The following is a 12,217-nucleotide window of genomic DNA, read 5'->3' on the forward strand; positions in this document are numbered from 1 at the left end:
GTAACCACCCGTTCCCGCCTAGCTTACCTGTAATTCTAACACAGTCCGGCCCACCTGCATACGGTCGCCGGGGTTCAAAAAGGCCCGTTCCACCTTCTTCCCGTTAACCAGGGTACCGTTGCGGCTGCCCAGGTCCGTCAGCAAGACCCGGTCATGGCTTTCTTCCAGCTGGCAGTGGCGCCGGGAAACCTGCTCGTCGGTAAGGATAAAGTCGCAGGCCGGATGGCGCCCCAGGACCTGCTTCCCGGGCCGCAAGAGGAAAGTACGCCCCGCATCCGGCCCGGCAATGACGGCTAGTTTTAAGGAGGGCCGGCCTGGCCGGTCAACCTCTTCGTCGATCGCCTTGTAAATTAAAGTATCGCCTTCAACATGATTGGTTTCCGCATCTTCCTCCGGCCGCCCTTCTTCCATCCGGGCGTGGATACGCACCTCACCTGGGGCCAGTTCATCTTCTACCTCCAGCTCTACCCGGGGCTCGCCGACCATGGTAAAATTTTGCTCGGCCGCCTTCTTCTTTAAGTAGTCGGCCAGTTCCCTGGCCAGGGAATTTTCAAAGGCCGCCAGGCGTTCAAAATCCTTTGGATTGAGATTAACCAGGTAAACATTGGGAACATAAACACGGCTGACGCTTACCGTCCGCCGGGCTGCCATGGTTTTAGCCAGTTTTTTGGCAATCTCCACGGGTTGCAGGGAAACATCGGCCCCGCGGCGAAAAAGTCCATCAAAAAGGCGTTGCCAGAAACGCTCGTTTTTTTCCAGCCAATCCATTAAAGCACCTCCCTGCTGGCGTTATAGCGGAGCTGGCCGCAGGCGGCGGCGATATCCTGCCCCCGGCTTTCCCTCACGGCAGCTGCCAGGCCGGCCTGTTGCAGCCAGGTAGCAAAAAGCCGTGCCTTTTCCCCGCTTACACCCTGGAAAGGGTTGCCGGGAACCGGATTTAAGGGGATCAGGTTGACAAAGGCCAGCGTTCCCCGGAGCAACTCGATCAAACGGCGGGCGTCTTCCCGGCGGTCATTGACCCCAGCAATGAGGGCATATTCAAAGGTGACCCGCCGTCCCGTCACCTGGCTATAGTGGCGGCAGGCCGGGATCAACTTTTCCAGGGGATAACGCCTGTTAATGGGCATTAACCGCTCCCGCAGTTCATTGGTGGCCGCATGGAGGGAAACGGCCAGTTCCAGGGGCGGCTCCTCCCCGGCCAGCTGCAAAATCTGGGGTACCAGGCCACAGGTAGAAATGGTGATCCGCCGGTGACTTATGCCCCACCCTGCCGGGTGTTCAAATATCCGCGTGGCCTTCAGGACGGCCTGGTAATTAAGCAGGGGCTCGCCCATGCCCATAAAGACGATATTGCTCAAGCGGCCCTCCGGGTCCCGCTGCTGCCCTTCTCCCACCAGGGCCAGGGCCTGGAGGACAATTTCCCCCGGCGTAAGGTTGCGCCGGAAACCACCCTGGCCGGTGGCACAAAAGCTGCAGCCCATGGCGCAGCCCACCTGGCTGGACAGGCAGGCAGTCTGCCGCCGGCGGCCATCTTCATAGGACATAAGGACACATTCAATCAATTCGCCGTCCGCCAGGCTCAGCAATAATTTCCGGGTCAGGCCGTCGGCCGCCACCCGGCGGTTTTTAATCTCTACCGGCGGCAATAACGCCCGCCCGGCCAGCCGGGCCCGGAAAGCCCCGGGCAAGTCGGTCATCTCATCCAGGCTAGTAGCCCGGCGGCGGTGGAGCCAGTGAAAGAGCTGCCGGCCGCGGTAGGGCGCTTCACCCAGTCCGGTCGCCAGTTGCGCCAGTTCCTCAGGCAGCAGGCCCCGCAGGTCAATCCTGGTAGTCATAACCATCCCCTGGCATTATTATGAATGAAGCCATACCATAATATACCACATTGCGCCGGGTAGGGGTCAAGATAAAGAAAAAAAAGGGGAGTGAAACCTCCCCTTAACTATGTAATCCCCCTTACGCTACTTCCTTAAACCGGGCGGGACTTCCGGCTGGTGCCAGACCCACGCGCTGGTCGGCAGCACACTGCCGTTGGCCACCAGGACGGCCAGGGCCACGCCCAGGGAAACTACAGTGGCCGCTAGCTTCTTCAACATGAAACTTCACCTCCTTCCCTCTAGCTTTTTATCGAGGGGCAGGAGACGTTTTAACAGGCCGTCTGCCCGCCCCACGACGGCAAAACCCGGAGGTGTCAGGGCAAAGCCCTGGAAAACCAGGGCCATGAGGCTGCTGGCCAGGGTGCTGCTGCCAGGCCACCCCAGGTAATAACCCAGGCTAACGACTGCTAACCATAGAACTAACCACAAATAACAGGCTTTCTTTAACCTGGCCCGGCGTACCGGGTTGATAATGGGGGCCGCAGCCGTGTCTGCCGGCGCCCGGCGCCAAGCAATTACCAGGCTCGCCGCAAATACCGCCACCACGCCAACCATTAAACTCCCTCCCAAGATACTCGCCAGCCAGCGGCCCAGGGAGGCCAAGAGGACTAAGGTTAACAACGATAAAATCAAGCAACGGTAATAGGCGCTGCAGTGCACGCCGCCAGCCAGGAGGCGGTAAGTGGCCATAGTTATGAGGGCCGCCATCATCTCTGGCAGCAAGCCCAGGTACCAGGCAACGGCCACAAAGGCGATTAACTGCAGGCTAGCCCCCAGGGCCACCTCCAGGCCAAAGGCTACTACTTCTACCTGTGGTTTATTTTGACCCTCCGGCAACCTGGCTACCAGGTAAGCGGCACTGCTTTGGGCTAAATAGTGGATACTTAGCAAGTCTTACCTGCTCCATAAGGGTTTGCTAATTCTACCATATTATTCTACATGATTCTCCAGATTCCTGCTGCCCTGGCAAATTATATCGATAAAATGGTAATTTTCACGGTAAAAACCGTGCCCTGGTCGCTGCTGCGGACCTCGATCCGGCCGTTATGGGCTGCCACCAGCTTCTGGACGATGTAAAGCCCCTGGCCGTGGTTCTCCTTATCGACCTTCTTCGTGGTAAAACCCCGTTCAAAGATCTTTTTCTGCAGCTCCAAGGTAATGACCGGGCCGGTATTGCCCACCTCAAAGCAGTAGTAATTGCCCGCATTAAAGATCCGTAACCAGATGCGCTTTTCCATACCAGGCAGGGCGGCCAGGGTGGCTTCGATGGCGTTATCCAGGAGGTTGCCAAAGATGCTGGTGGCATCCGTCTGGGACAGCAAGAACCCCTTTAAATCGCTGTTGATCTCGTATTGAAAGTTTATCCCCCGCGCTTCCGCCGCCGCGGCCTTGGCCTGGAAGAGGGCCGCCAGGACCGGTTGGTTGACTTCAATGATGCGGGTGGGCTGGCGCACCTCGTTGCAGACCGAAGTTATGTACTCCAGGGCAGCATCGGCCATGTTCAACTGCAGCAGGCCATAGACCGTCTGCAGGTGGCTGATGAAGTCGTGGCGCTGGGTGCGTAAATTCTTCAGGCTCTCCTTTAAATTTTCGATGTACAATTCCTGGCGCAGGAGCTGCATGTCCCGGCCGGCTGCTGAAAATAAAACATAAATCATACCCATGGAAGTCAGCAAAAGTAAAAATGAGAGAATCAGATTGGCAGCTGGTGTCTGCTCCAGGGTAAAAATGTGAAAAATTTGCCGGACATAATAGCTTAAATTTAGAAGCACAATCAAAAAGGTCTGCAGTAGGACCAAGGTGATAATAACCCAGGTTAAATTTTTACTTTTCATCCTCTTTTTCCTTTCTCTTATGACTACGCAGCAGTCCATCCCCAAATATTAAGGAGAAATGCCGGCGCCGGCAGAAGTATGCCACCAGGCCCAGGACTATTTCATCCGGTAAGGGAAAAAGAACCCTTAACCATGGATCATGTAAGGCTGTTGCAACACTGATACCAGTAAGATTGGATACAATAGGAATAGATATACTCTCAACAATACCTAAAGCAAGGATACCAAGGGAAGAGGCTATAAGCCCTTTAAAAAAATTTAGCCGTAAAATCAGTCGTATTGCAAGAGCTAGTGCAATAATTAAAGCTAAAGTATGAACGCCAAAATCCAGGGATAAACGCCGGAAGTAAAAAGAAAACACCGCCCCGATTATCCCGACCACTACAATCCCTTTCATCCTGGGGTACTCACCAACTAGGGCCAAACCTAAAGTAACTAAAATTATTTCCTCCGGTATAGACTGGAAGACCAGAGCCGTCCAGGGCATGATGTCCATAAATTTCCCCCCAGTTTACCGCCTATCCACCTAAACCAAATTCTGCATCGCAGGTCAAAATCCTCTATTTTCCTCCCTTTTTAAGCGCGCTATGAAGAAGCCGTCGGTACCGTGGCGCTGGGGTAGATACTGGACCCAGCCCTGCCGGGCCGGGACCTCCAGGTCGGCTGGTAGGACCGGCAGCCATGGTTCCAGGGAAACAAGGGAAAATTCCCGCGCCCGGTCCAGGAATTGCCGGATAACTTCCTGGTTTTCTTCCGGGGCCAGGGAGCAGGTGCTGTAGACTAAAACCCCGTCCGGCTTTAAAGCCCGCCTGGCTCCCAGGAGGATCTCCAGCTGTAGCCGGGCCATTTCCCAGGTCCCGGCCAGCTCCTTGCGCCAGCGGGCATCTGGCCGCCGGCGTAGCACCCCCAGCCCCGAACAGGGGGCGTCAATGAGCAAATAATCGGCAACCTCCGGGTAACGTTGCCCCAGTTCCCGGGCATCCGCCAGAACCGCCCGGACACAAGTCACCCCCAGGCGCCGGCAGTTTTCTTTAATTAACTCCAGGCGGGAAGGATGGACATCGCAGGCCAGAATCGTGCCCCGGTTGACCATGAGCTGGGCCAGGTGGGTGGTCTTGCCGCCGGGGGCGGCACTGGCATCGATAACAATAGACCCCGGTTCGGGTTTTAAGGCATGACCGACCAGCTGGGAACCTTCATCCTGGACATAGAACAACCCTTCCCGGAAGGAAGGGCTAGCCTTTACCGCCCCCAGGCCTTCAACTATAAGGCCCTCGGGGGCATAGCGGGCCGGCCTGACGGTAGCTCCCTCGTCCTGGAGGCGCGCGGCCAGGCCGGCTACTGTCGTCTTCAGGGTATTGGTGCGGATAACCATCAGGGCCGGTTCATTATCCGCGCGGCAGAGGGCCTCCGTCTCTTCGTAGCCAAACTGCGCCAGCCATTTCTCTACCAGCCAGCGGGGGTGATAGTAACGCAAGGAGAGGTAGCCGGCAGGATCATTCCCGGGATCCGGATAAGGTAAATCATCTTTCCGGCGATCTAAATGGCGCAGGACGCCGTTTACCAGGCCCACAGTGCCCCGGTGACCGTATTTTTTGGCCAGTTCCACTGTTTCATAGATGGCCGCCCGCGCCGGTATCCGGGGTAAATACATGAGCTGCACCCCACCCAGGCGCAAAAGACAGCGGATCCAGGGCGGCAGTTTCGCCAGGGGGTGTTTTAAAAAGAGGCCCAGGGCCCAGTCCAGGGTTTGCCAGGCCTTGATGGCGCTGTAGGCCAGCTCCGTGGCCAGGGTGCGGTCGCGGCCCTCCAGGTTGGAGGCCTGCAAGACTTCATCCAGGGCCAGGCTGGCAAAGGCCCCTTCCTCCGTCACCCGGTAAATGACCTGCAGGGCCGCCTCCCGGGCCGAAGCAGCCGGCCTGAGTTTCACCCTCTGTTACCTCCTCTAAACACTGCTACCAACTCCCCAGCCTTCGCTGCGCACCTGGGGCTGGCTGATTGTTTGACCGTACAGGAAAAACTGGATGGCTTGCTCTACCTGGTTTAAATTAACCTGGGTATTGAGGCAGGGGCCTTGGGGCCTTGAGTTTAAAACCCCCAGGACAGGCATGGGCTGGGTGTCCTGGATGCCACTGGTTAAATCGCGCTCGCAGGCAATGGCCACCACGGCCCGCGGCCGGTACTGTTTGACAAAGTGCCGGGCCAGGGTACCTCCGGTAGCTACGGCCAGGCGGACACCGTATCTTTCGGCCAGGGCATGAAGGGAATCAATGGGGCAGTGGCCACAGCGGCGACAGTTATAGACGTCAACAGTGATTTTATGGGGACAGCCGCTCCACTGCAGGCAGTGGGGAGCCAGGAGAAGGATCTTCCCGGGTTCTATCAGCAGGCCCTGGAGGCGGACTAACTGGTTATTCATCTCAATAAACGAGGCTTTAATGGTTTCTGCCTTAACACCCAGGCGCCTGCCTAGGGCCAGGGCCACGGGAAAAAGGGTATTGACGGCTATTAAGCCCAGGCGCTGGAGGAAGGGCCGGCTGCGTTCCTGCCAGAGGATCAATACCAGCCCGGCGATTCCCAGGGCAATGATGAGGAAGAGGACGGCCAGGGTAAAAAAACCCAGAACCAGGAGGAGACGATTGAGAAAACTGGTATGGTTAACCAGGAGATACCAGCTGCCTGCCAGCACGGCAGTTATAAACAAAAGGCTCAGGGCCAGGAGGCCAATGAAAAGGCGCTTTTTTATGCGCATCCCAGCACCTCCCCGGTGGCCAGGGGATAACCACGCAGGTAGGCATCCGCCGGCATGATCTTTTTCCCCTGGGGCTGGACCGTGGTAATGAGCAGCTTACCTCTTCCTGCCTGGACAACAAAGCCTTCACTCGTCACCGCCACCACCTGGCCCGGTACCCCGGTAGTTGCTTCATCTAAAATTCTGGCGCCATATACCTTCAGGCGTTCGCCAGCCCGCAGGGTGTAGGCCCCCGGCCAGGGGTTCAGGCCGCGGATAAGGTTATAAATTTTTCCTGCCGGCCGCTCCCAGTTAATTTTCTCTTCATCCGGTTGCAGGGGAGGCGCGTAGGTGGCCAGAGCATCATCCTGGGGCTGGCGGGGAGCCCGGCCGGTGGCCACCAGGTCCAGGGTATGTACCAGGAGTTCTGCACCCAGGATGGCCAGCCGGTCGTGGATTTCCCCGGTGGTGGCATCCGGCCCAATGGGCAGCTTCTCCTGGAGAATGATGTCGCCGGCATCTAATTGCGGCACCATCCACATGGTGGTGACTCCGGTTTCTTTTTCACCATTCATTACCGCCCGGTGGATGGGGGCTGCCCCCCGGTAGCGGGGTAAGAGGGAAGCGTGCAGATTGATACAGCCCTTTTCTGGCAGGTCCAAAATCTCCTGCGGGAGGATACGGCCAAAGGCAACGACCACAATGACTTCTGGCTGCCATTGCTGTAGCCTGGTTAAGAATTCCTCCTCTTTCATGGCCGCTGGCTGGCTCACCGGCAGTCCCGCTGCCAGCGCCGTCTCCTTAACCGGGGGCGGCTGGAGTTTTTTGCCTCGTCCCCGGGGCCGGTCGGGCTGGGTAACCACCCCGGCGATTTCATGGCCGGAATTAAGCAGGGCCTTTAGAGAGGGTACGGCAAAATCCGGCGTCCCCATAAATACCAGGCGCATGTCTACCGCTCCTTTTCGGAATTCAGAGGCAAGAAGTCCGAAGCCGGAATTAAGGTTTATCCTCCAACCAGCGAATTACTTTATCGATAAAGAGGACCCCGTCCAGGTGGTCAATCTCGTGCTGCAGGGCGCGCGCCAGGAGGCCTTCCGCCTTGATTTCCCTCTCCCGGCCGTGGCGGTCAAGGCCCCGCACAGTTACGACTGCGGCCCGGGGTACTTCCCCCTGGGCCCCGGGGACGCTGAGACACCCTTCCGGCCCTACATCTCTTCCCCTGGCCGCTATTATTTCCGGGTTAACCAGTTCAATCAGCCCTTCCCCCACGTCAACGACAATGACCCGCTTTAAGACCCCTATCTGGGGGGCGGCCAGGCCCACCCCGGGGGCATCGTACATGGTATCGGCCAGGTTATCCAGGAGCTTCCAGATATTGGGGGTAATCTTTTTTACCGGCTGCGACTTTTCCCGTAAGATGGGGTCAGGGTGGATTAAAATCTGGTGAATTGCCAACCTCTTTGCCTCCTGTTTTCTACCAGGGATTAATGGGCCCTACATCTACTATCATACGGACATCATGGCGGTTGCGGTAAGCTGCCAGGCTTGCAGCCAGGTGGCCCTTATAGCGCGACCAGGCAGGCACCTTGAGAATCAACTGCCAGCGGTAATTATCCTTGACCCGGGACGGGTACCCCGGCGCCGGCCCCAGGACCTGGATCTTGCTGCCTTTATTGTTGATTAGTCCCGCCACCTCATGGGCGGTTTCAATAACCCTGGCCTCATCCGGGCCGGTAAAACCCAGCCGCACCAGTTTTATAAAGGGAGGATAGCTCAAATTACGCCGCATAGCTATCTCCTGCTCGTAAAACTTATGGTAATCCTGGGTCGCGGCCAGGGTAATAGCCGGGTCCTGGGGGTTATAAGTTTGAATAATAACTTCCCCTTCGCCGGTCCGGCGGCCGGCCCGGCCGGCTACCTGGGTTAACAGCTGGAAGGTACGTTCCCGGGCGCGAAAGTCCGGCTGGTACAGGGATAAATCGGCGTTAACCACACCCACTAGGGCAACACCAGGAAAATCCATACCTTTGGTAATGGCCTGCGTACCGATAAGGATATCAGCTTGTCCGGCAGCAAAGGTACGGTAGATCTTTTCCCACTGGCCCTTCCTGGCTGTAGTATCCCCATCGGCCCGTAAAATTCTAGCCCCAGGCCATAAAGCCCGCACTTCTTCTTCCACCCGCTGGGTGCCGGAACCCAAGCGTACCACGGTGCCCCCGCACACCGGGCAATTGGCTCCTGCTTTTTGGACGTAGCCGCAGTAATGGCAGCGCAGGGTACCATCCTGGTGATAGGTCAGGGCTACAGCACAATGCCGGCATAAAGGAACGTGGCCGCAGCGGCGGCAAAGAACATGGGGGGCATAGCCCCGCCTGTTTAAAAAGAGGATGGCCTGCTGTCCCGCTGCCAGGGCGGCAGTTATCCCCTGCTCCAGCCGCCGGCTTAAAATACCATTGTGACCGGCCCGGAATTCGGCCCGCAAATCGACTATCTCCACCCGGGGCAGGCTTACATTCCCCGCCCGCCGGGGTAGCTGTAATAACTGTATTTTCCCTCGCCGGGCCAGGTAAAAACTCTCAGTGCTGGGGGTGGCACTCCCCAGAACCACCACCGCTCCTTCCAGCTGCCCTCGCTTGATGGCAACCTCCCGGGCGTCATAGCGTGGTGCGGTATCCTGCTTGTAGCTGCCGGCGTGTTCTTCATCAACGACGATGAGCCCCAGCCGCGGGAAAGGGGCAAAAAGGGCCGACCGGCTGCCGGTGATAACCTGGATTTCTCCCCGGCGGGCCTGCTCCCAGACGGTAGCCCTTTCACCGGCAGGCAAATCCCCGTGGATAACGGCCACCCGGTCCCCCAGCCTTTGCCTTAACCGGGCTACCATTTGCGGGATGAGGGCATGTTCCGGAACCAGGAACAGGACCTGGTAGCCCTTTGCCAGGGCCTCGCCGGCGCAGCGCAAGTACACCTCGGTTTTGCCGCTGCCGGTAACACCGTGGAGTAAAAAGGTCCCTCCCCGTCCCAGAGCGGCATTAATAATTGCCACTGCTTCTTCCTGGGCTGCATTAAGTTTGATTTCAGGACATATTTCTTTATTATCCCCGGGAGGTAGCGAGGTAATCGTAATTAAGCCCTGTTCTTCCAGGAGCTTCAGGGCGGCATATCCCCCGCCGGCAGCAAAGCTGGTCACCGGCCGGGGTCCGCCGTCCCGGAGGTCCTTCAGGATGGCCGCCTGGCGCGGCGCTTTTTTTACCAGGGTTTCTATTGCCGCTGCCACCCCTTCCCCGGGTACTACCCACCGGGGCCGCCTCTCCCGGGGCGCCTCCCGCCAGGACCACTCTTCCCGGACCAGGCCGTGGGATTTTAAAGAGGCTAAAGCCTCGCTAAGTTCCCGGCGGCGGCCTAACTGCTTTAACTGGCCTTCCCCGGCCACCCGGCGGCTGGCCAGGTAGGCGGCCACAGCTCCGGCCGGCGGGGGCAGGCAGTTAGCCAGGTTTAAAGCCTCTTCCGTTTCGCCTCCTGCGCCCGGTAGCCAGCACCAACGGCGTTCCAGGCGCCTGCCTGTTGCCGGCGGCAGGAGGGTATTCAGGGCTACCGCCAGGGGAGATAAATAACGCTCCGCCAGGTAGCGACTAAGTTCTACCATTCCCGGTGACAGGAAATCCCTTTCCAGGACAGCCTTGATGGCCTTCAGCCCGGCCCGGTCCGCTTTATCAGGCAGGGCAACTACCACTCCCGTGGCCAGCTGCTTCCCCACCGTTACCAGGACCAGGGAGCCTTCTTTTACCTGGGAAGCCAGCTCCAGGGGTACCTGGTAGGTTAACGTTCCAGTGATAGTTTCCATCCTCGCCCAGCATGGGAGCCGGGCGCAACCAGGGGCCGAGTTGACGGCCACTTCTACCAGCAAATTCGCCAACTCGACCCCCTCCTGGTTAACTGATCCACCAGAAATATTATAGCAGATTTGAAGCCGGTAGTGAATGTTTGGGTATCCCCAGTTTTAAGCCTGCCGGGGGTTCCCTGCAGTTAAAGGTGATTTAACTGGCCAGCCCGGACCCTCTCCACTTTCTCTCCGCTTCCACTTCGCTTTTTAAACTTTAGTATCATCAAGTAAAATTTAACCCCCGGGAGACCTCCCTTTTCTTTGGCCCGCGGAAAAGTACACCGGAGAGACTTACAGCATCCAGGGGGGAGCCAGAGTAGCCAGAGCTGAACGGATGGATGCTCCCGGTTTCAGATTTATTCTCCCATTTTCTACCTGCTTATAGCTTATAACTTGGCCACATGGACCCGTACCCGCCGCCTGGATATCGATAACCCTGTCACTCAGAGAAAATCTTGTGGGGGTTGAGAATGTTTTTCGGGTCCAGGGATCTTTTAATATCCTGCATGGCCTGGTAGCCGGCCTCTCCCAGTTCTGCCATCAGAAAAGGTGCCTTGAGGAGGCCGATGCCGTGTTCTCCTGAAAGGGTCCCCCCCAATTCTAAAGCGGCCTGGAAGATTTCGGCAATGGCCTTTTCCACCCTCTGCATCTCTCCGGCATCCCTGCGGTCACAGGCTATGTTGGGGTGGAGGTTGCCGTCACCGGCATGGCCAAAGATGACCAGGTCTATCTGGTATTTTTCTCGAATTTGTCCCAGCCTCCGGATCATGGCCGGCACCTGGCTGCGGGGGACAGTAGCATCCTCGGAAATTTTGGTGGGTTTAATCCGGGTTATGGCCGGGGAGACGGCCCGCCGTGCCCGCCATAATTCTCCTGCTTCCCGGGCTTCAGCAGCCAACCTGATTTCGGTAGCTCCCACTTCCTCCAGGACCGCTACTACCCTCCCTGCTTCCCTTTGGGCCTGCTCCCACTCCCCATCAGTCTCGATAAGGAGCACGGCTGCTGCTTCCCGGGGTAACCCGCAGGGGCTGAACTGTTCCACGATGGCAATGGAGACACTGTCCATGATCTCCAGGGTCCTGGGTATTATCCCTGCGCTGAGGATGGCATTGACTGCTTCACCTGTCTGCACCAGGTCCTTAAAGGCTGCCAGGATGGTTTTAACGGCCTGGGGCTTAGGGATAAGGCGCAGGGTAATTTTGGTGATCACCCCCAGGGTCCCTTCAGACCCTGTAAACAGCCGGCAAAGGTCATAGCCGGTAACGTTTTTGACGGTCCGGCCCCCAGGGTGAATTACCCGACCGTCGGCCAGCACTACTTCCAAGCCCAGGATGTAGTCCCTGGTAACGCCATACTTGAGGGCGCGGGGCCCCCCGGCACACTCGGCAACGTTGCCACCTAGGGTGCAAACTTCCGCGCTGCCGGGGTCCGGGGGATAGAAAAGCCCCCTATCTTCTACCGCCCGGTGCAGTTCAGCGGTAATTACCCCCGGACCTACTACAGCCAACATGTCCTCTGTGTTAATCTCATAAATGGCGTTCATAGCCGTCATTACCAGGGCTATACCCCCGCCCCGGGGCACCGATCCGCCGCTCAAGCCCGTGCCAGCGCCGCGGGGGTGGACCGGGATCCCCTCCCGGTAAGCAAGTTCCAGGACCCGGGCCACCTGTTCGGTACTGGCCGGCTTAACTACCACATCCGGCTTGTAGGACACAAAAGTACCGTCGTAAGAATAGCAAAGGAGATCTTCGGGTGACGCCAGTACCCGGTCCTTCCCGACAATCCTTGCCAGCTTTTGCTGTAGGGAAGCCTGCAAATCAATCGCCTCTTAAAGCCGGTTTCCTTCCTGTTTAAGGTTAGTTCGGCACCGAGCCATGTTTTTCATGCTCACACG

Annotated in this window: 12 protein-coding genes; all 12 read right to left on the bottom strand. The window is 57.8% G+C overall.

Annotated features, from left to right (window positions below; all coding sequences use genetic code 11):
- Positions 1-18 precede the first annotated feature (18 nt).
- Positions 19-768, bottom strand: coding sequence for an FHA domain-containing protein (locus MOST_RS09355; protein ID WP_054938298.1), 750 nt, complete (start codon positions 766-768; stop codon positions 19-21).
- Positions 768-1,835 carry a dual-specificity RNA methyltransferase RlmN gene (rlmN, locus tag MOST_RS09360; protein WP_054938299.1) on the bottom strand — a complete coding sequence of 356 codons (1,068 nt, stop codon included), beginning with the start codon at positions 1,833-1,835 and terminating at the stop codon, positions 768-770. The genes MOST_RS09355 and rlmN overlap by 1 nt, the downstream gene beginning before the upstream one ends.
- Before the next feature lie 126 nt (positions 1,836-1,961).
- Positions 1,962-2,096, bottom strand: a complete 135-nt coding sequence (locus tag MOST_RS09365; protein WP_083476857.1) for an AgrD family cyclic lactone autoinducer peptide — start codon at positions 2,094-2,096, stop codon at positions 1,962-1,964.
- 6 nt (positions 2,097-2,102) lie between these two features.
- Positions 2,103-2,768, bottom strand: a complete 666-nt coding sequence (locus tag MOST_RS09370) for an accessory gene regulator ArgB-like protein (RefSeq protein WP_054938300.1) — start codon at positions 2,766-2,768, stop codon at positions 2,103-2,105.
- 80 nt (positions 2,769-2,848) lie between these two features.
- Positions 2,849-3,712, bottom strand: coding sequence for a sensor histidine kinase (locus MOST_RS09375; RefSeq protein WP_054938301.1), 864 nt, complete (start codon positions 3,710-3,712; stop codon positions 2,849-2,851).
- Positions 3,702-4,208 (bottom strand): hypothetical protein, encoded by a 507-nt coding sequence (locus MOST_RS09380; RefSeq protein ID WP_054938302.1) that lies wholly within the window; start codon positions 4,206-4,208, stop codon positions 3,702-3,704. Before MOST_RS09380 ends, MOST_RS09375 begins: the two co-directional genes overlap by 11 nt.
- 54 nt (positions 4,209-4,262) lie before the next feature.
- Positions 4,263-5,642 (bottom strand): 16S rRNA (cytosine(967)-C(5))-methyltransferase RsmB, encoded by a 1,380-nt coding sequence (gene rsmB, locus MOST_RS09385; protein WP_054938303.1) that lies wholly within the window; start codon positions 5,640-5,642, stop codon positions 4,263-4,265.
- Between the two features lie 15 nt (positions 5,643-5,657).
- Positions 5,658-6,464, bottom strand: coding sequence for a DUF116 domain-containing protein (locus MOST_RS09390; RefSeq protein WP_054938304.1), 807 nt, complete (start codon positions 6,462-6,464; stop codon positions 5,658-5,660).
- Positions 6,455-7,390 (bottom strand): methionyl-tRNA formyltransferase, encoded by a 936-nt coding sequence (gene fmt, locus MOST_RS09395; RefSeq protein WP_054938305.1) that lies wholly within the window; start codon positions 7,388-7,390, stop codon positions 6,455-6,457. Before fmt ends, MOST_RS09390 begins: the two co-directional genes overlap by 10 nt.
- Positions 7,391-7,439: 49 nt before the next feature.
- Entirely contained in the window at positions 7,440-7,898 is a 459-nt protein-coding gene (gene def / locus MOST_RS09400) for a peptide deformylase (protein ID WP_054938306.1), read from the bottom strand.
- A gap of 19 nt (positions 7,899-7,917) precedes the next feature.
- Positions 7,918-10,356, bottom strand: a complete 2,439-nt coding sequence (gene priA, locus MOST_RS09405; RefSeq protein WP_054938307.1) for a replication restart helicase PriA — start codon at positions 10,354-10,356, stop codon at positions 7,918-7,920.
- A 406-nt stretch (positions 10,357-10,762) separates the two neighbouring features.
- Entirely contained in the window at positions 10,763-12,139 is a 1,377-nt protein-coding gene (locus tag MOST_RS09410) for an FAD-binding oxidoreductase (protein ID WP_054938308.1), read from the bottom strand.
- Positions 12,140-12,217 lie beyond the last annotated feature (78 nt).

It is taken from the genome of Neomoorella stamsii (assembly GCF_002995805.1).
Taxonomy (GTDB): domain Bacteria; phylum Bacillota; class DSM-521; order Neomoorellales; family Neomoorellaceae; genus Neomoorella; species Neomoorella stamsii.

Excerpts from the sequence above, each read along its gene's own strand:
- MOST_RS09355 (WP_054938298.1), bottom strand. The coding sequence starts at position 768 with ATGGATTGGCTGGAAAAAAACGAGCGTTTCTGGCAACGCCTTTTTGAT.
- rlmN (WP_054938299.1), bottom strand. The coding sequence starts at position 1,835 with ATGACTACCAGGATTGACCTGCGGGGCCTGCTGCCTGAGGAACTGGCG.
- MOST_RS09365 (WP_083476857.1), bottom strand. The coding sequence starts at position 2,096 with ATGTTGAAGAAGCTAGCGGCCACTGTAGTTTCCCTGGGCGTGGCCCTG.
- MOST_RS09375 (WP_054938301.1), bottom strand. The coding sequence starts at position 3,712 with ATGAAAAGTAAAAATTTAACCTGGGTTATTATCACCTTGGTCCTACTG.
- MOST_RS09380 (WP_054938302.1), bottom strand. The coding sequence starts at position 4,208 with ATGGACATCATGCCCTGGACGGCTCTGGTCTTCCAGTCTATACCGGAG.
- MOST_RS09390 (WP_054938304.1), bottom strand. The coding sequence starts at position 6,464 with ATGCGCATAAAAAAGCGCCTTTTCATTGGCCTCCTGGCCCTGAGCCTT.
- fmt (WP_054938305.1), bottom strand. The coding sequence starts at position 7,390 with ATGCGCCTGGTATTTATGGGGACGCCGGATTTTGCCGTACCCTCTCTA.